16 protein-coding genes are annotated in these 17,950 nt (G+C 65.7%); 11 read left to right on the plus strand and 5 right to left on the minus strand.

All coding sequences use genetic code 11. From position 1 onward, the window contains the following. Positions 1–24: 24 nt before the first annotated feature. The 3 genes from pstA to A39O_RS0115230 form a co-directional block, all read right to left on the minus strand. Entirely contained in the window at positions 25–1,347 is a 1,323-nt protein-coding gene (gene pstA / locus A39O_RS0115220; RefSeq protein WP_020505521.1) for a phosphate ABC transporter permease PstA, read from the minus strand. After that, on the minus strand, positions 1,340–2,731 hold the full coding sequence (gene pstC, locus A39O_RS0115225; protein WP_020505522.1) for a phosphate ABC transporter permease subunit PstC: 1,392 nt from the start codon (positions 2,729–2,731) through the stop codon (positions 1,340–1,342). The genes pstA and pstC overlap by 8 nt, the downstream gene beginning before the upstream one ends. Positions 2,732–2,843: 112 nt before the next feature. Then, on the minus strand, positions 2,844–3,887 hold the full coding sequence (locus A39O_RS0115230) for a PstS family phosphate ABC transporter substrate-binding protein (RefSeq protein ID WP_020505523.1): 1,044 nt from the start codon (positions 3,885–3,887) through the stop codon (positions 2,844–2,846). A gap of 343 nt (positions 3,888–4,230) precedes the next feature. On the opposite strand from A39O_RS0115230, the gene A39O_RS0115235 reads away from it, so the two are divergent. Together A39O_RS0115235 and A39O_RS40845 are read left to right on the plus strand one after the other, a co-directional pair. Then, a complete protein-coding gene (locus tag A39O_RS0115235) occupies positions 4,231–5,271 on the plus strand; it encodes a DNA-methyltransferase (protein WP_020505524.1) in 1,041 nt (346 codons plus the stop codon). Positions 5,272–5,281: 10 nt separating this feature from the next. Continuing rightward, positions 5,282–5,428, plus strand: a complete 147-nt coding sequence (locus A39O_RS40845; RefSeq protein WP_020505525.1) for a hypothetical protein — start codon at positions 5,282–5,284, stop codon at positions 5,426–5,428. A gap of 150 nt (positions 5,429–5,578) precedes the next feature. On the opposite strand, the gene A39O_RS0115245 is transcribed toward A39O_RS40845, so the two are convergent. Next, the gene (locus A39O_RS0115245; protein WP_020505526.1) at positions 5,579–6,493 is read right to left on the minus strand and encodes a LysR substrate-binding domain-containing protein; all 915 of its coding nucleotides are present in this window, start codon (positions 6,491–6,493) and stop codon (positions 5,579–5,581) included. A gap of 125 nt (positions 6,494–6,618) precedes the next feature. On the opposite strand from A39O_RS0115245, the gene A39O_RS38545 reads away from it, so the two are divergent. From A39O_RS38545 to cysC, 4 genes are all read left to right on the plus strand, one after another. After that, positions 6,619–9,000, plus strand: coding sequence for a flavodoxin domain-containing protein (locus tag A39O_RS38545; RefSeq protein WP_020505527.1), 2,382 nt, complete (start codon positions 6,619–6,621; stop codon positions 8,998–9,000). 139 nt (positions 9,001–9,139) lie between these two features. Further along, complete coding sequence (locus A39O_RS40850) at positions 9,140–9,361, plus strand: hypothetical protein (protein WP_020505528.1); 222 nt, start codon at positions 9,140–9,142, stop codon at positions 9,359–9,361. Further along, on the plus strand, positions 9,348–10,067 hold the full coding sequence (locus tag A39O_RS0115260) for a phosphoadenylyl-sulfate reductase (RefSeq protein ID WP_020505529.1): 720 nt from the start codon (positions 9,348–9,350) through the stop codon (positions 10,065–10,067). Before A39O_RS40850 ends, A39O_RS0115260 begins: the two co-directional genes overlap by 14 nt. 332 nt (positions 10,068–10,399) lie before the next feature. Next, complete coding sequence (gene cysC / locus A39O_RS33695; RefSeq protein ID WP_020505530.1) at positions 10,400–11,041, plus strand: adenylyl-sulfate kinase; 642 nt, start codon at positions 10,400–10,402, stop codon at positions 11,039–11,041. An 81-nt stretch (positions 11,042–11,122) separates the two neighbouring features. Here cysC and A39O_RS0115270 read toward each other — a convergent pair whose 3' ends face one another. Then, positions 11,123–12,136, minus strand: coding sequence for an NAD-dependent epimerase/dehydratase family protein (locus tag A39O_RS0115270; RefSeq protein ID WP_040527936.1), 1,014 nt, complete (start codon positions 12,134–12,136; stop codon positions 11,123–11,125). Positions 12,137–12,329: 193 nt separating this feature from the next. Between A39O_RS0115270 and gltS the strand changes: the two genes are divergently transcribed. The 5 genes from gltS (at position 12,330) to A39O_RS0115295 (ending at position 17,899) form a co-directional block, all read left to right on the plus strand. Further along, positions 12,330–13,538 (plus strand): sodium/glutamate symporter, encoded by a 1,209-nt coding sequence (gene gltS / locus A39O_RS0115275; protein ID WP_020505532.1) that lies wholly within the window; start codon positions 12,330–12,332, stop codon positions 13,536–13,538. A gap of 2 nt (positions 13,539–13,540) precedes the next feature. Continuing rightward, a complete protein-coding gene (locus A39O_RS0115280) occupies positions 13,541–15,055 on the plus strand; it encodes a TAXI family TRAP transporter solute-binding subunit (protein WP_020505533.1) in 1,515 nt (504 codons plus the stop codon). A gap of 107 nt (positions 15,056–15,162) precedes the next feature. After that, positions 15,163–16,992: an FtsK/SpoIIIE domain-containing protein gene (locus tag A39O_RS0115285; RefSeq protein WP_020505534.1), complete on the plus strand. Its 1,830-nt coding sequence runs from the start codon at positions 15,163–15,165 to the stop codon at positions 16,990–16,992. A gap of 135 nt (positions 16,993–17,127) precedes the next feature. After that, positions 17,128–17,415 (plus strand): hypothetical protein, encoded by a 288-nt coding sequence (locus tag A39O_RS0115290; protein WP_020505535.1) that lies wholly within the window; start codon positions 17,128–17,130, stop codon positions 17,413–17,415. 196 nt (positions 17,416–17,611) lie between these two features. Continuing rightward, positions 17,612–17,899, plus strand: a complete 288-nt coding sequence (locus A39O_RS0115295; RefSeq protein WP_020505536.1) for a hypothetical protein — start codon at positions 17,612–17,614, stop codon at positions 17,897–17,899. Positions 17,900–17,950: the final 51 nt, after the last annotated feature.

The raw sequence follows: 17,950 nt of genomic DNA on the forward strand, positions 1-17,950 counted from the left end.
TGGGTGGGTGGGACGCATCCGGTGTCACCAGCGCCGCTCGAAGCGGCGGCGCAGCAGGACGGCGGCCAGGTTCATCACGACCATGAAACCCAGCAAGACCAGGATGGCCGCGGAGGTGCGCTCGACGAAGCCGCGCTCCGGGCTGTCCGCCCACAGATAGATTTGTACCGGCAACACCGTGGCGGAGTCGGTGACGCCCTGGGGAATGTCGACGATGAAGGCGATCATGCCGATCATCAGCAGCGGCGCGCTCTCGCCGAGCGCGCGGGCCATGCCGATGATGGCGCCGGTCATGATGCCGGGCAGGGCGAGCGGCAGGACGTGGTGAAATTGGGTCTGCAAGGGGGACGCACCGACGCCGAGCGCGGCCTCGCGGATGGAGGGCGGCACCGACTGCAGGGCGGCCCGGCTGGCGATGATGATGGTCGGCAGGGTCATCAGGGCCAGCACCAGGGCGCCCACCAGCGGGGTCGAGCGCGGCACGCCGAAGACGTTGATGAAGACCGCGAGCCCGAGCAGACCGAAGACGATGGACGGCACCGCCGCCAGGTTGTTGATATTGACCTCGATCAGGTCCGTCCAGCGGTTCTTGGGGGCGAACTCCTGAAGGTAGAGCGCGGCCCCGACGCCGATGGGGAAAGACAGCAGGAGCGTCAGCGCCAGGGTATAAAAGGTTCCGGCGAGGGCGCCGGCGATGCCCGCCAATTCGGGCTCACGCGAGGTGCCGTTGGTGAAGAAACCGGTGTTGAAACGCTGCTCGATGCGTCCCTCCGTCTTGAGTTGATCCACCAGGGTCAGGGTGCTGTCCTTGATGCGGCGGTCCGCCTCCGGCAGCTCGCGGTCGATCTGACCCTTGACCAGCATATCCACATCGGCCCCGGCGATCAGCCAGACATCCCGCGTGGTCCCCAGGACCGAGGGGTACTGGCGGACCATGGTCTGGATCTGCTGGGGTGCCCCGGCGCTGATCAGGGCATAGAGTTCGCGCTGTTGGGGGCGCCCGGTCACCCGCGGAAAGAGGGTCCGCAGCGACGCTTTCACCAGGCCCAGGTAGTCCGCGTTGGCCAGGGTCTGTGGGTCGCGGTTGCCGTCCGGGTCCAGTGTAGCCGGGTCGAAATAGACCGGCACCTGGATATAGGTCTGGGCGAAGGCCGTATAGCCTTTCGATACGATATCCCCGAACAGGACAGCCACGAACAGCAGTCCCAGGAACACCGCGGAGGCACCCATGAAGCGGAAGCGCGCCTCGCGGGCATAGCGGCGCTTCAGGCTGGCATTGACGATATCGATCGTGCGCCGGGCGGGAGCGGGCGGCGGCGCACTCGCGGCAGGAGCCGGATTATTCATATTGCTCTCGATACTTCCGCACGATGTGCAGCGCGATGATGTTCAGCGTCAGGGTGACCAGGAACAGGGTCAGGCCTAGGGCGAACGCGGCCAGCGTCTTGGCGCTGTCAAATTCCTGGTCGCCGGTCAGCAGGGTGACGATCTGCACCGTGACCGTGGTGACGCTGGCCAGCGGGTTGGCGGTCAGGTTGGCCGTGAGCCCGGCGGCCATGACCACGATCATGGTCTCGCCGATGGCGCGGGACACCGCCAGCAGCACACCGCCGACGATGCCGGGCAGGGCGGCGGGGATCACGACCCGCCGGATCGTCTCCGATTGGGTGGCGCCCAGGGCATAGGATCCGTCGCGCATGGCCTGGGGTACGGCGTTGATCACGTCATCCGAGAGCGATGAAACGAAGGGGATGATCATGATGCCCATCACCAGACCGGCCGCCAGTGCGCTCTCGGAGGCGACCGCGAAGCCCAGTTGTTCGCCCAGGTCGCGGATCACCGGCGCCAGGGTCAGCGCCGCGAAGAAGCCGTACACCACGGTCGGGATGCCGGCCAGAATCTCGAGCAGCGGCTTGGCCACCGAGCGCACCTTGCGCGGGGCGTATTCGGAGAGGTAGATGGCGGCCATCAGCCCGATGGGCACAGCCACCATCATGGCGATGAATGACACCAGCAAGGTGCCGGTGAACAGCGGCACCGCGCCGAAGGCGCCGTCCGCCGCGACCTGATCGGCGCGCATGGCGGTTTGGGGGCTCCACAGGGTGCCCAGGAAGAACTCCGAAGGGGCGATCTTCTGAAAGAACTGCCAGGACTCGAAGACCACCGACAGAACGATCCCCAGCGTCGTCAGCACCGCAATCGACGAGAACAGGATCAGCACGCCGAGCACCACGGACTCGACCCGGTTGCGGGCGCGCATGGTCGGGCGGGTCTGGCTCCATGCGAAGGACATGCCGGCGACAGAGATGGCCAGCACCAGCAGCCACTGGGTCCAGCGTGCCAGGTGCTGCAGGCGGGCGTAATGATCGGCGGCGGTCTGGATGGCCGGAGTCACGGCCCCTGAGGCGATGTTGCCGGATGCGACGTTCTTGACGTCGTTCATCAGGAGTCCGAGCGCTCCCGGAGTCAGTTCCGCCACGCTCTGCGGCGGCAGGCTGGCCTTCACCAGTGTGGTGATCACCTGATCCTGAACACCCAACCACAGACCGAGCAGCAACAGCGCTGGGATGGCCGCCCACATCGCGGCATAAAAGCCGTAATACGCGGGCAGCGAGTGCAGCGTGTTGATGCGTCCGCTGCCGCCCGCGGTGGCGATGGCGCGCTTGCGGCCGACGTGATACGCCAGGGCCGCGGCGGCGAGCAGCGCGACTAAGAGAGTCCAGGTGTGCATCAGGGTCCTGTTGGTTCGGTAACGCGGACGGCGCCCCGCAGGGCGCCGCCGATGGTCTGTCTGCCGACGGGGTCAGCGCTGTTCGCGCGCCCCGCGGGGTTCGGAATGGTTTTTACTTCGCCGGTTTTTCCATCGGCGTCAGTGCCTTGGCGCTCTGTGCCTCGGCCTTGCGTTCCGCATCGGGCAGGGCGATCAGGCCCTTGTCGGCCAGGTAGCCATCAGGTCCCCAGGCCTTGTCGCTGGTGAACTCGGTCACGAACTCCTTGATGCCGGGGATGGTGCCGACATGGGCGTTCTTGACGTAGAAGTAGATCGACCGGGAGATCGGATAATCACCGCTGGCGATACTGTCGTACTCGGGCGCGACGCCGCCAACTTTCACGCCGCGGATCTTATCGGCGTTCTGTTCGAGGAAGCTGTAACCGAAGATGCCCAGCGCCTTGGGGTTCGCCACCAGCTTCTGGACGATCAAGTTGTCGTTCTCGCCAGCCTCAATGAAGGCGCCGTCCTCACGGACGCCCTGGCACACCGCCTTGTGCTTTTTCTCGTCGGTCTTTTTCAGATCCTTGATCGACGGATAGGCGTTGCAGCCCCCTTCCATGGCCAATTCGACGAAGGCATCGCGGGTACCGGAGGTGGGCGGCGGCCCGAGCACCTCGATCTTGGCGTCCGGCAGGGACGGGTTCACGTCTTTCCAGGTCTTGTTCGGGTTGGGGATCAGTTTCCCCGAGGCGTCCGGTACATCCTTGGCCAGAGCGGTAAAGATATCCTTGAGGGTGAGGGTCATGTCCAGACCGGACTTGGATTCGGCGATCACGATGCCGTCGTAGCCGATCTTGACTTCCGTGATGCCCTTGACGCCGTTCTTCTCGCAGGATTCGAACTCGGAGGCCTTCATCGCGCGCGAGGCGTTGGTGATGTCCGGGTGGTCGACGCCGGTGCCGCCGCAAAACAGCTTCATGCCGCCGCCGGTGCCGGTGGACTCGACCTTGGGGGTCTTGAATTTTCCGCCGCGGCCGAAGTTCTCAGCCACCGCGGTGGAAAAGGGGAACACCGTGGAGGAGCCGACGATCGTGATGGCATCGCGCGCCGCGGCCTGGGCGGACAGAGCGGCAGCGGCGAGGGTCATGGCGGTGACAAGCAAAGTCTTGTTCATAGGTTACGACTCGTGTGACAAAAAAGACGGGTGAACTCATCGCTCGCCAGTCTAGCGACTCCGGCTGACGCCCCCGTGACGTTCTGATGAACAGTATATGTCGCAAATATGACGACAGGATGACAGCTGAGGGCCTTGATCACGGTTCCGGCCACGCGGGTCTCGTAGCCTTGTAGGGTGGACAAGCGCAGCGCAGTCCACCAGCGAAGGCGCGGGATTGGGTGGACTGCTGAGACCCCAACGGAAGCGGGCCGGCGGTGGTTTCAAGCAAAGATCGGGTCAGTCCTGCTCGGGTATACTCAACCCCCAGCAGCACGAGCGCCCGCCGCCACCTGAAGGCCCGATGAACACCCACGAATCCCTGCAAATCCTCGATAGCGACGCGCTGAGCGGTCTGCGCAGTCTGCCCGACGGCTCGGCTCAGGTCGCACTGACGTCGCCGCCCTTCTATCTGCTCCGACGCTACGGCACCACCGCGACCTGGCCGGACGGCTGGGAAGGTGAGCTCGGCCACGAGGCCCATCCCAACCAGTTCGTGCGTCATCTGCTCGATGTCTTCGATCAGGTCTGGCGGGTACTAAAGGACGATGGCTGTCTGTGGGTCAACCTGGCAGACACCTACAACAATCGGCAGGGCAAAAAGGGAACGACCAATGCCCCCGACGGGTCCAATGGCCGCTTCGCCGCGGGTGGCAAAGGCTATGCAGACGCACTGCGTCGGCAACCCGAATTCTTCAAGCATTATGTCCCAACGATCGGACACAAGTCGGAGATGGGGGTGCCGTTCCGGTTCCACTTGGCGATGACCGACTCGGAATTCAGGCGTTTTGTCGGCGCCGGTGACGGTCCTCAGTGGATCTGCCGGCGCACTATCGTGTGGGCCAAGTCGCTGGTCAATATCGAGACACAAACGGCCCGGGGCAATGCCATGCCCGAGCCGACCCTGGACCGCCCCTCCCGCAATTACGAGTTTCTTTTTCTTTTCTCCAAACGGCCGGACTATCGCTTTGACCGCCGGGCGATCGACATCCCCGCCCGCTCCAGTCTCCGGCGCGGCGATCGGACGAATGCCGGCTCGGTGTGGCAGACGCAGGCGCGCATCTTGTCGGACGACGACGAGTCCCCGGATGGCGTCTGGCAGATCAACCCCGAGGCGTCCCCTTACCGGCACGTGGCCATGTGGCCGCGCTCGCTGGTCAGACAGATGTTGCTCCCCACGGCCCGGCCTGGCGACACGGTGCTCGACCCCTTCGCCGGGAGCGGTACCACTGGGCAGGTGGCTTTGGAGTTGGGGCTGAATGCGGTGCTCATTGAGCCGTCGCCGATGGCTAAGGATGCGCTTGCGGATCGGCTCTACGCAGTGAACATGGCGCTGCCGCTGTGAGAACTTGACCATGACCGTCGTACACATCAATCCTCAAGGCGTATTGGCAGCCTACGCCGAGTCAGGCCGCGGAGCCGCACTGCAGATCCGTACGCTTATCGAGAACGGAAGGTTGATGGATCTGACCACTTGGCTGGGAATCGTTATTGCCCAGTGAGTCACGAATAATCTGGAGAGTGCAGCCAGCCTCCAGCCCGTGGGAGCGGCCTCCGGCCGCGACGCGGTGCCGCGGTGAATCTCGATGGTCGCAATCCCGCGCGGCCCCATCGCGGCCGGAGGCCGCTCCCACGGGGTTACTGCGTAACCTTCACTCCCCACTCACCACCCCCTGACTCTGCACCATGCGCTGCAGCAGTTCGATGAAGTGCTGCTGAAAGCGCCGCAGGTATTTGTCGCGGCGGTAGGCGATGAAGGTGGTCTCCCAGGGAAAGAGATGACTCAGATCGCGGACCGCCAGGTCGGTGTCGGTGCGCGCCGAATAGGCGACGGTGGCGATCAGTCCCACGCCCAGACCTTCACGCACATAGGTCTTGATCACGTCGGTATCCGCGGCGCTCAACACGACGTCCGGCTCCAGGGCCATGCGGGCGAAGGTGGAGCGCAGGCGGCTGGAGCCGGTGAAGCCGAAGACATAGGTGATCAATGGGTATTCGCAGATCAGTTCCAGGCTCAGGGGGTGACGTTCCAGGATCGGGTGGCCGAGCGGGGTGATGAGGCTGCGGTTCCAGCGATAGCAGGGCAGGGTGGTCAGCGCCGGATGGGCGGCCAGGGCCTCGGTGCAGATGGCGAAGTCGACCGTGTCGGCCGCGGCCAGATCAGCCAACTGCGGGGGCGTGCCCTGATGGATCTGTAAGGCGACGTGCGGATAAGTGTGCCGGAAGGCGCGGATCACCGGGGGCAGCACATAGCGGGCCTGGGTATGGGTGGTGCCGATGCGCAGCACCCCGGTGGCTTCATCCACATGATCACGCCCGACGGTCAGGATATCCTCGCGGATGGCCAGGACCCGGCGTGCATAGTCCAGGACCCGTGCGCCGGCCGGGGTGAGTGCCGCCAGGCGTTTGCCCTGGCGCACGAAGAGTCGGGTGCCCAACTCCGCTTCAAGGCGCGCGAGGTGTTGCGACACCGCCGACTGTACCAGGTGCAGCCGCTCCGCGGCCTGGCTGACATTGAGTCCGCAGTCCACCGCGGCGACGAAGGATTTCAGCTCGCGCAGTTCCATGGCGGGTTTTGATATCTCATTTCGTAATAACTTTTCAAGAAACGTCATTTTACAAGATATCTGCCCCACACCAAGATGGCGACCCAAGGGACCTCGTGTCCGTCCACAGTCTTGAAGGTGGCCCCATGCAGACCAATCGCGCCGTTTCAGCCCAGCCGGCCGCCGTCGGCCCGTCCACGGCGCTGCCGGCAGCGCCCGTCAACGGGCTCCAACTCCAACGCCTGACGCAGGCGATCCGCGGCCTGACCGGCGAGCAATTGACCTGGGCCAGCGGTTATCTGGCGGGCCTGGCGGTTGGCCGGCCGGCGCTTGCCGCAGCCCCGGTCGCGGCTGCCGGGACGGCCCGTCTGACCATCCTTTATGCCTCTCAGACCGGCAACGCCCGCTCCGTGGCGGAAGCACTGGGGCGTCAGGCGGCGGCCCGGCAACTGGCACACCGGGTGGTTTCGGTCGCCGACTTCCGGCCCCGCGATCTGGCCAAGGAGCAATTCGTGCTGCTGGTCATCAGCACCCAGGGCGAGGGTGAACCCCCGGAAGCCGCCCTGGAGCTGCACCGTGTGCTCTTCGGCCAGGGTGCGCCGAAACTTACGGATCTGAGCTACGGTGTCTTCGGTCTGGGTGATTCCAGTTATGCGCAGTTCTGCCAGGCGGCCAAAGTCTTCGATACGCGTCTGGCGGAGCTGGGTGCCCGCCGGGTAATCGACCGGGTGGATGCCGATCTGGATTTCCGGCTGGTCTCGGAAGGCTGGTTCCCCGTGGTGCTGGAGCGGGTCGAGGCGGAACTCGCCGCGGCGTCGCCGGGCGTCGCGGCGCACCGGGATGCGGAGGTGGTGCCGCTGCGTGTTGCGGCTCCGGTGCGGCCTGACCGGGACCACCCCTTCCGTGCCACCGTGCTTGATAACCGTCCCATCACGACCCGCGATGCGGTGGCCGAGGTGCGGCATCTGGCCCTGGAGATCGATCCCCAGGCCATCGACTATGCCCCAGGGGATTCGCTTGGGGTCTGGTTCCGGAATGCCCCCGCCCTGGTCGGTGCTGTCCTCGCCGCTGCCGGGCTGGCCGAGGATGCGCCGGTGGAGATCGCCGGAGACACCCTGGCTCTGGCCGAGGCCCTGACCGCACGTCTGGAATTGACCCGGCTCCACCCGACGGTGGCGGCCGCCTGGGCGCGGCTCAGCGGCGCTGCGGAACTCGCGGGCCTGGCCCAGGACCGCGAGGCATTGCGTGCCTGGTGCCGGTCGCGCCAGGTGATCGACCTCATCACCCGGTACCCGGCACGCCCCCAGGCCGCTGATTTCGCCGGGCTGCTGCAACCGCTGGCGCCGCGACTCTATTCGATCGCCTCGGCCCCGGCGGAGACCGCGGACGAGGTCCATCTGACGGTCAGCACCCTGCGCTATCAATGCAACGGCCAGGACCGGCTGGGCGGCGCCTCCGGATTCCTGGCCGAGCGGCTGGCGGCGGGCGGCGACCTGGAGTGCTATGTGCTCGAGAACCCCGGCTTCCACCTCCCCGTGGATGGGAGCACGCCGATCATCCTGGTGGGTGCCGGAACCGGCATCGCGCCCTTCCGCGCCTTCCTCCAGCAGCGCGCCGCCGTGGGCGACTCTGGCCGCAACTGGCTGGTCTTCGGCAATCGGCATTTTCAGCGGGACTTTCTCTATCAGGCCGACTGGCTGCGGCTGCGTAAGGCCGGCGTGCTGCACCGCTTCAGCCCCGCGTTCTCCCGCGACACCGCGCAACGGGTCTATGTGCAGGACCGCCTGCGTGCCGAGGGGGCCGAGCTGTGGCGCTGGCTCGATGCGGGGGCGCGGATCTATTCCATCGGCGGCTGCGGGGACGTCAATCGCAACGTCCTGTGCAACCCCAACCCGGTCGTGTCCGCGCTGCACGCGCAGGTCCATGACTGGGCGCGGCGCATCAGCGAGCACTTGTTGCCGCGCACCCGCGCCTATCACGAGATCTGGCTCGACGGGGAGCCGGTCGACGGCGCCGAGTCCGAGCCGCTCTATGGCGAGACCTACCTGCCGCGCAAGTTCAAGACCGCGGTCGCGGTGCCGCCCCACAACGATGTGGATGTCTATACCAATGATCTCGGCTTCATCGCCATCGCGGACGGCGATCGGTTGAGCGGATTCAACTGCCTGGCCGGCGGCGGCATGGGCACGACCCATGGTGATGCGAGCACCTATCCGCGGCTGGCCGACACCCTGGGCTTCGTTGCACCCGATCAGGTGCCGGCGGTGGCGGAAGCGGTGCTCACTACCCAGCGTGACTTCGGCAACCGCATCAGCCGGCGTCACGCCCGGCTCAAGTACACCATCGATCGGATGGGACTGGACGCCTTCAAGGCCGAGGTGGAGCAGCGCGCCGGGCAGCGTTTTGCGCCGGCCCGCCCGGCGGTCTTTACCGACCAGGGGGATCGGTACGGTTGGGTGCAGGGGGTCGACGGCAGCAGTTCCAAATTTGGGTGGCCGTCGCCAACAGCGTGCCGGCCGCGAGGCTGATGGTGGATGCGCTGCGCTTATCCACCCTACAAAACCGGCTCCGCTGTAGGGTGGATAAGGCGCGCCGCTCGGTGTCAGGGGCCCGGCACGGCGGTCGCGCGCGCCGCATCCACCAGGGATCGCGCGATGCCGCCCAAATTTGGAATTGCTGCTCGGGGGTGACGGCACGGGGCTGCGGCTCAACCGGCCATATCGCGAAAATCTCAACGAGTCCGAAATCCTGGCCGTCCTGGATGCGCTTTTCCGGCGCTTCGCCGCCGAACGTGGGCCGGGCGAGCGTCTCGGCGATTTCAGTCTGCGGGTCGGGTTGATCACGCCGCCCGTTCCGAATCCAGTGGAGGTTCCCCATGGTACGCACTGACCTCGATCCGATGCTCGGCGACGATGCCGAGTCCATCGCCCGGATGAACACTCAACTGGAGGGGTTGGACGCGACCGCTCGTGTGGAGTGGGCCTTGCAGCACCTGCCCGGACGCCATCTGCTCTCGTCCAGCTTCGGTATCCAGGCGGCGGTGATGCTGCATCTGGTGACGCGGGTCGCGCCGGGCATCCCGGTGGTGCTGGTGGACACCGGCCATCTCTTCCCGGAGACCTACCAATTCATCGACGAACTGACCGCGCGCCTGGGACTCAACCTGCACATCTACCGGGCCGCGACCTCCCCGGCCTGGCAGGAGGCGCGCCACGGCCGGCTCTGGGAGCAGGGGCTGGAGGGGATTTCGCTCTACAACCGGCTGAACAAGGTGGAGCCCATGCAGCGGGCACTGAAGGAACTGGACGTCGGCACCTGGTTCGCCGGGCTGCGCCGGTCTCAGGCCGACAGCCGCTCGGGCTTGTCGGTGCTGCGCGTCCAGGATGTGCGTTTCAAGGTCCATCCGGTCATCGACTGGAACAACCGCGATGTCTATCGGTATCTGCAGCACCACAATCTGCCCTATCATCCACTATGGGAGCATGGTTATGTCTCGGTGGGTGACACCCATACCAGTCGTCCACTGGAGCCGGGGATGCATGAGCAGGAGACGCGGTTCTTCGGGCTCAAACGGGAATGTGGGCTGCACGACTAAACCGCGCCGAGCGTGGTATGCAATGTTTTTGGATGGGATCGGCCCCGGCAGACTCGACGATTGCTGGAGCTGGCGCGGTTCTTCACCGTCACGGCTCTGCCCATCGTATGAGCGGCAGGCGTCCGGTCTTGGAATCGCAGGGATCAAGCCTGGCACGAATCGGGCGGCGCGGGCGGGTCGTCGCCGTCATGCCAGGTCCTGCCATCGCGGATAGACAGCGACCCCCGATTCCAGGTAAAAGACCAGGTTGGCGGGGCGCGACGGGACGCACTGGCTCGCTGCCCCCGTCCGTCCGTCATCGACCTACATTTGCAATCGAAGGAGTCAACTCCATGGCCGATAACATCGTCTGGCACAGCCACCCGGTGGACCAAGCGACCCGTGCTGATCAAAAGTCCCAGCATCCGCTGCTGATCTGGTTCACGGGTCTGAGCGCGTCGGGCAAGTCCACCATTGCCGGGGCCTTGGAGCAGGTCCTGACTGCCCAGGGGTACCATACCTATCTGCTCGATGGGGACAATGTGCGCCATGGCCTCTGCAAAGACCTGGGGTTCAGCGATCAGGACCGCAAGGAGAACATCCGGCGGGTCGGTGAGGTTGCCCGGCTGATGGTCGACGGCGGGCTCATCGTGCTGGCCGCCTTCATCTCGCCGTTCCGGGCCGATCGCCAGATCGTCCGCGATATCCTGCCCGCGGGTCAGTTCGTCGAAGTCTTCATCGATACCGACATCAACGTCTGCCGCAAGCGTGATCCCAAGGGGCTCTATGCCAAGGCGGACCGCGGTGAGATCAAGCAGTTCACCGGCATCGACAGCCCCTATGAGCCGCCGGAGACCCCGGAGGTTCACGTCGCTGCAGATCGACTGTCGGTAGCCGAGTCGGTCAACCAGCTCCTCGCCTATCTCCATCACGCGGGCGCCCTGCGCGCCGGCTATGTCCCATTGGCCGTCGAGGAAGGTGGGCCGGAGGAGTGATCTCTCCTTAGATTAGCGGGCCGTCTCCCGTGGGAGCGGCCTCCGGCCGCGATGGGGTCGCGCGGGATTTTGCAGCATCAATTACCGCGCGCCAACCGCCGCCGCCATGGCCCTGCGCCAGGCCGCAAGGATGTCCTCGATCTGCTGGTCGAGCCGGGGATTGACTTGCTGTCTGGCGGGGTCCGCCAGCAGCCAGTCGACTGATTCGCGCACCCCCTGGTGGAGCGGGATGGTCGCGCGAAATCCGGGAACCAAGCGCTTGAGTTTGGTGCAGTCGAAGAGGGCGCTGTAGGTCTTGTCGCCGAGAAAGTGCTCGCCCAAGTCCGGGTCGACCGCGGCGATGAAGTCCGAGGGCACATGGACGATGCGCGCTTCCACCCCCAGAGCGCGGGCCACGGTATGGTGGATGACATCCCAGGTCAGGACCTCCTCGCCCATGATCTGCACGGCTTCGCCGAGCGCTCCGGGATGGCCCAGCAGCCCTACCAGACCGGCGGCGAAGTCACGTGCATGAGTCAGTGTCCAGAGCGACTGGCCGTCGCCGTGGACGATGATCTCTCGGCCCGCCAGCATCCGCGCGGCGATGGTGAAGTCCGATGAACCGCAGGCCAGCGGCAGCCAGCCGCGCCCGTAGGTGTGGGAGGGGCGCACGATGGTGTAGGGCAGACCATGGTCGCGCCCTTCGGCCTGCAACAGCCGCTCGGCGGCGATTTTCGCGCGCGAGTAAGCCCAGTAGGGATTATCGAGCGGCGTGCCCTCCGTGATCACAGGATGCACCGGCGGCTTGCGATAGGCCGAGGCCGTGCTGATGAAGCAAAACTGATCGGTCCGGTCGCGCAGCAGGTCGAGACCCGCCTGCAACTGTTCCGGTGTGTAGGAAATGAAGTCGACCACGGCGTCGAAGCGTCGGTCGCCGAGCACGGTACGCGCTGCATCCCCATCCCGGATATCCGCTGTGAGGGTGATCACCCCCGGAGCGGACTGTTCCGGTTGGCGCCCCCGGTTCAGGTTGAAGACCTCGAACCCTGCCTCCAGGGCCGCTACCGAGCAGGCGTAGGAGAGGTTGCCGGTACCGCCGATGATGAGGACACGCATCAACATTCCCCATGCGGTCGAGTTGCCGCAGTGATCAATTGGACCAAGCTCCGGCCGCGAGTCTAACGCGGCGTTACCCGGTCTGCACCAAACGCCCGTTTTCGCTTACCCTAGTCGGCGACGCTCGATGGCTGCCCTGGCGCTTCCGTGCCGCGATGGCCTGATTGACCATCCCGACTGGACTTGAATCCCCATGCAGGTTGAGATCCCGCTCGCACTGACCGCTGTCGCCGCCATCCTGGTCCTGCTCGCGGGTCGGGCCTTGATCACCCGCATCGGGGTGCTGCAAACCTACAGTATTCCGGAGCCGGTGATCGGCGGGCTGGCGGCGGCGCTCCTGCTCACTCTGGCGCGGGTGAGCGGTGACCTGGAGCTGCAATTCGACACCCGCGCCCAGGCGCCCCTGCTGCTGGTGTTCTTCTCGACCATCGGGCTGGGTGCCGACCTGCGCATGTTGGCGCGGGGTGGGCGCAAGCTGGTGATCCTGTTCACCGTCGTCGTGCTGGCCCTGCTGCTGCAAAATGGGCTGGGGATCGCGCTTGCCTCTATGCTCGATCTGCACCCGTTGATGGGCATCCTGGGCGGTTCCGCGACCCTGTCCGGCGGCCACGGCACCGGGGCGGCTTACGGTCAGCTTTTCGGTGAGGTCAACAATTTGCAGGGAGCGGTGGAGGTGGCCATGGCCTGCGCCACCTTTGGCCTGGTGCTCGGCGGCGTCCTGGGCGGCCCGGTTGCCCAATGGCTGATTCGCCGTCATGGGCTGAAGCCGCTCGCGGTGACGGCCGAGGATGTGGGTCCCGGCTCACTGACCACGGATGAGCGTCGGCCCTTGAGTCCGGAGTCGCTGATGGAGTCGGTCCTGCTCCTGATGGTCTGCTTGGGTCTGGGGACGCTGCTGGCGGAGCATGTCGTCGTGCCGGGCATTCACCTGCCGACCTTCGTGTGGTGTCTGCTCATCGGTATTCTGTTGCGCAACACTCTGGGATTGCGCGGCTTCTATCAGGTCGACGGGCCCACGGTGGAACTGATCGGCACGGTCTGTCTGTCGCTGTTTCTGGCGATGGCCCTGATGACGCTGCGTCTGTGGGAACTGGTCAGTCTGGCCCTGCCGATCCTGATCATCTTGACGCTTCAGGCCCTGCTGGTGGTCGGTTTGGCGATCACCCTGACCTTCCGCGTCATGGGCCGGGACTATGATGCGGCGGTCATCGCCGCCGGCCAGTGCGGCTTCCAACTCGGCGCCACCCCGACCGCCATCGCCAACATGCAGGCCATCACCAGCCGCTATGGTCCCTCGCCGCTCGCCTTCCTGCTGGTTCCGGTGATCGGCGCCTTCCTGATCGATATCACCAACGCCGTTGTGATTCAGGGCTTCCTCGCACTGCCCTGGTTCGGGTTCTGATCATGCATCGCCCATCGCTTCAGATTGCTGCCCGTTGGCTGGCCGTCGTGCTGGCCGCTGTCGTGCTCGCTGCCTGTGAGGTCGCGCCGGATGCGTCGGCGGTGACTCAGACAGTGCAGGAGCGACTGACGCAGGCCCTCGGGCCGGACACCATCGCCCTGACCAGCCTGCGCCGCATGGGCAGCGGGCCCTTGAGCGCGGATGCGCAGGGCCGGCCGCGGCGCATTGTCTACTTCAACACCGTGCTTACGCTCGAACGCGATCTGGATTTCTCCTCCTGGGACGCTTTGAGCGTCGCCAGCTTCGCGAATCTCCTGGGGGCGACCGAGAAGGGTGTCGGCGGACTCAAGACCGCCGGCAACCAGCGCGGCGATCGGGTCACCGTGCACGGCAGCGCGAGTTTCGTCAGCGACGGCGACGGATGGGCGCCGGTGGTCACGGTGTTGCCCGAGGTGGGGACCCCCTCGGCGCCCCTGAGTCCGGCCACCAGCGCCCAGTCCCAGCAGTTGTTCGCGCGCCTGATGCAACTCTATGAGCGCAAGACGGCCGATCCCCCGCGGCAGCGGCAGATCATTGTCGAGGAGGTCGGCGAGGCCGTGGACTCGATCGTCGAACGGCTGGGTCGTCTGGATCAGGCGCTGATCCTGGCCGGCGGCCCAGCCGGCGGTGAGTATCTGGGGGTGGCGCAACTGCTCGCCCAGACCCTGGTCGAACAAGGAACCGCCGCCGATGCGCTCAAGACGGCCGGCAGCCGGGAGAACCTCGATCGGCTGCGCAACCGGCGGGCGGATCTCGCCCTGGTGCAGAACAACCTGGCTGCCGCGTCCCTGCTGGGCACCGACCCGTTCGCTCAGGCCGGTCCTGATCACGGGCTGCGCGCCCTGGCGAGCCTGTTTCCGGAGCCCGTGCATGTCATGGTCGCGAGCGCTTCGCCGATCGCGGACTTGCGGGATCTCGCCGGCAAGCGGGTCGCGATCGGCCTGCCTGATTCGGGCAGTCGGGAGAACGCGCTCCTGCTGCTGCAGGGCAGCGGCTTCGCGCTGGGGCACCTCGGGGCGGTTCACGAGACCAGCCTGGAGCAAGGGCTCGATGACCTTGCGGCCGGTCGGGCCGACGCGGTCATCGCCACCATCAATGCCCCGGCACGGCTCATCCAGGACGCGGCGGCCCGCGGCCGGATCCGGTTCCTGTCACTGTCACCCGAGGTCCAGCGCGCGCTCGCCGGTTCCGCCTCCGGACTGGTCCCCCTGGACTTGCCGCCGCTCACCTACCCAGGCCAACTGACTGAAGTCCGCACGCTCGCGGTGACCGCCCTGCTAGCCGCCCCCGCCAGCCTACCGGCGGCGGATGTCAACCGGGTGCTCGCGACCCTGTTCGATCGTATCGACTTCATGGGCGCCGGATCGGCCGCCGGGTCGCAGATCAACCGCCACACCGCGGCCACCGGGCTGACCGTGCCGCTGCATCCGGCGGCGGCCGCATATTTTTCGACGGCGCCCGCGGACCGCCCGCGGTAGCCGCCAACCCGCTTGCCCGGCGCCAGCCGCGCGCCTAACATCAGGGCCATGTCCGGTCGCCGGTCGTTGAATTTTATACCCATCTATCCGCACAGGGGATTCGATCAGTGCATGAGCAGCGCGTGACCGGTGGAACCGGTTTTCCGGAAACCGTCGAGGTTGGTACTCTCGCGCACGCACCAACCGGTCTGCGGCTTCCCGCCAAGGTACCGACGGCGGCGGGCGGACTCCTGCTTGCCATCGGCGCCGGCTGCGACGACTTGGCCGTTGTGCTTATGGAGCATGCGGCCCTGTCCCTGGCGGAGCACCTGCCGCTGGGGCTGCTGAACATTCTGGTCGTCGATTACAGCGTACACAACCGTTTCAAGGTCCTGTCCAGCCTGCGCACCCAGGGTCTCTACCGGATCGCCTACAAAGACGCTGAGGCCCGCGCCCTGCTCGACGAACTCATGGACGCCGCGCGCGAGCGTCATCACCACCTGCTCAACGACCGCTGCCCGACCCTGACGGACTACAACCGTGCCCACCCCGACTATGCGCAGCCCTATACCCTGGTTCTGCTGAACCTGGACGACTACCTCAAGCGCGCCGAGCGCCACGACAGCACCCGCGAAGGGCACCTGCGGGACTTTCTGACCGCCCACTTCGCGGCCGGCATTTATCTCATTGCCTATGGGCAAGACCTGGGCTCACTCGACTGGGCCGAAGCGCTGCTCAAGGTGACGATGCAGGCCGCTCCCAGCGCCTCAGACGCACCGCCAACGGCGACGATCCTGCTCGCGGAAACCGGCTCAGACCTCGCGGGGCTGCGCGCCATCATCGCCGACTACGGACTGGTCCATGCCTGCCAGGCATCCGACAGCGCCCGGCAGCGGGCCGAAACCCTCATTGCACAGCACGCGCAAGCAAACACCGCGGAAGCAGACGCGGTGTGCGTGGCCGTCGGTTTCACCCCGGACGGCCGGGAGGCCATCGATTTCGCCCTCGGACGGCGCAGCGGCTGCTATCACGCACTCATCGTCGGCGCCGCCGGCTCGGGCAAGACGACCCTGCTCAATAACCTGATCCTGGGCATCGGCGAACAGTACGGCGCCGACCAGATCCGCCTCTATCTGATGGACTACAAGGCCGGCGTCGAATTCAACGCCTTCGCCGAACACCCCAACTGCGAACAGATCTATCTCGACAACACCGACACCGGTGCGGCCGAGCGGTTACTGGAGAACTTCGCGCAAGAGATCGCCCGCCGCGGCGAGCGATTCCGCGATCAGGGCGTCAACGACATCGACGCCTACAACAAGCGCCAGTCGGCGGACCCACTGCCGCGCCTCATCCTCATCATCGACGAGGTTCAACGCCTGTTCGCGGGGCCGGGCGCCTATCGATTCAACGCCTTGCTCAAGGACATCACGCGGCGGGGACGCGCCTTCGGGCTCCACATCATCCTCGCCACCCAGACGTTGATGGGCGCCGACCTGGACCGGGAACTGCTGACCCAGATCAACCTGCGCATCGCCTTTCGACTGACCAGCGAGGCCGATGCGGAGCGCGTCCTGGCCTTCGGCAACCATACCCCGCTGAAATTGCCGAACTATCACTTTGTTTACAACCCACATGCCGGCGACCGCACCAAGAACATCCAGGTGCGGGGCACGCCGCCGCGCTCCATTGCCGAGGGTCTCGCCAAGATCAACGCAGACCGGCCGGAGTCCCAAAGCATCAAGCCCGCCATCATCGCCAGCCAAGGCGGAGGCCAATCCGTTGGCGAGACCGGAGCCCCCGGCCCCGTCGCAACGGCCCCCGATTGGCTCGCGCGGGCAACCGATCAAGACCGGCAGACAGAGCAGGACCAACAACGGCGGCTATTGGCGCAGGCCCGCAATCGGCCGGCACCAGGTCAAGCCGATCCGTTGCGTGACCAAGGAGCCGGCACATGACCGACCAACTGGGTCCGGCAGTTCGATCAGGCAGTCGAGACCTAAACCGACGGCTATAAAATCGGCTACCTGGATGGCCAGCGCAAGCAGCACGACCTTTATGGAATCAAAACCCCCAGCGGGAGCGGACCGGCCATGAACGAGAGCTTTGAGAGCCAACTACACTTGCTTGAAGACCACCGCAGCCATCTGCAAGCGATGGCCTCTTTCCTCGAGAACAACCGCGAAAGCTACCGTCACCAGATCGCCACCCTGGCTGGACACGGCTTCGCCAAGGAATACATCGAGCGGCTGCGCGAAAAATACGCCGACTACAGCCGCATGATCGACGGCCTGGCCGACCAGCTCAAACGCAGCGAAAACGAACTGGCCCTGCAGGAAGGCCAGTTGCGCGCGCTCATCCAGAGCGCCCGTGCCGGTTGAGTCTTGTAGGGTGGATAAGCGCAGCGCATCCACCACCAGCACCGCGGTTGGTGGATGCGGCGCGCCGACCGCCCGTGCCTGATTCCCGGCAATATCACGCGCGCCTTATCCACCCTACGCAATACGCTTTCCGCCATCGCCGGATTGATCATCAAACCGCATTGGTGCCGAAACCCCAACCAAACCAGGAGCCCCCATGGAAACCCAGAAACTGGCGGATCAACTCGGCTGGTGCATCACCAGCCGCGACTATCTGCAACAACTCGACAGCGAGTTGCGCCATGTCACCCGCCAACACTTCGAGTCACTCCAAGCCTTGCGCAGCCAGAACTACATGGACGAATACTTGCAACGCCTGACCCGCCTCGCCCACGAATTCTCCGACCAGGCGGAGACCACCGTCCGGCATATCGAGCAGGAGCACATGACCTATATCGATCAGCAGGCACGGATGATCTCAAGCGTACTGTCCGATTTGCGTTAAGCAACCAGCACCCTGCCTGCCATCATCGCCGCTTGACCTGCGCACAGCCCA

Origin of the sequence: Lamprocystis purpurea DSM 4197 (assembly GCF_000379525.1) — a bacterium.
Classification (GTDB): Bacteria; Pseudomonadota; Gammaproteobacteria; order Chromatiales; family Chromatiaceae; genus Thiodictyon; species Thiodictyon purpureum.

Bases quoted from the DNA above. Each gene is read 5' to 3' on its own strand.
- pstC (WP_020505522.1), bottom strand. From the start codon at position 2,731: ATGCACACCTGGACTCTCTTAGTCGCGCTGCTCGCCGCCGCGGCCCTG.
- A39O_RS0115280 (WP_020505533.1), top strand. From the start codon at position 13,541: ATGCATCGCCCATCGCTTCAGATTGCTGCCCGTTGGCTGGCCGTCGTG.
- A39O_RS0115290 (WP_020505535.1), top strand. From the start codon at position 17,128: ATGAACGAGAGCTTTGAGAGCCAACTACACTTGCTTGAAGACCACCGC.
- A39O_RS0115245 (WP_020505526.1), bottom strand. From the start codon at position 6,493: ATGGAACTGCGCGAGCTGAAATCCTTCGTCGCCGCGGTGGACTGCGGA.
- gltS (WP_020505532.1), top strand. From the start codon at position 12,330: ATGCAGGTTGAGATCCCGCTCGCACTGACCGCTGTCGCCGCCATCCTG.
- A39O_RS0115270 (WP_040527936.1), bottom strand. From the start codon at position 12,136: ATGCGTGTCCTCATCATCGGCGGTACCGGCAACCTCTCCTACGCCTGC.
- A39O_RS0115295 (WP_020505536.1), top strand. From the start codon at position 17,612: ATGGAAACCCAGAAACTGGCGGATCAACTCGGCTGGTGCATCACCAGC.
- A39O_RS0115260 (WP_020505529.1), top strand. From the start codon at position 9,348: ATGGTACGCACTGACCTCGATCCGATGCTCGGCGACGATGCCGAGTCC.
- A39O_RS0115230 (WP_020505523.1), bottom strand. From the start codon at position 3,887: ATGAACAAGACTTTGCTTGTCACCGCCATGACCCTCGCCGCTGCCGCT.
- A39O_RS38545 (WP_020505527.1), top strand. From the start codon at position 6,619: ATGCAGACCAATCGCGCCGTTTCAGCCCAGCCGGCCGCCGTCGGCCCG.
- A39O_RS40845 (WP_020505525.1), top strand. From the start codon at position 5,282: ATGACCGTCGTACACATCAATCCTCAAGGCGTATTGGCAGCCTACGCC.
- pstA (WP_020505521.1), bottom strand. From the start codon at position 1,347: ATGAATAATCCGGCTCCTGCCGCGAGTGCGCCGCCGCCCGCTCCCGCC.
- A39O_RS0115235 (WP_020505524.1), top strand. From the start codon at position 4,231: ATGAACACCCACGAATCCCTGCAAATCCTCGATAGCGACGCGCTGAGC.
- cysC (WP_020505530.1), top strand. From the start codon at position 10,400: ATGGCCGATAACATCGTCTGGCACAGCCACCCGGTGGACCAAGCGACC.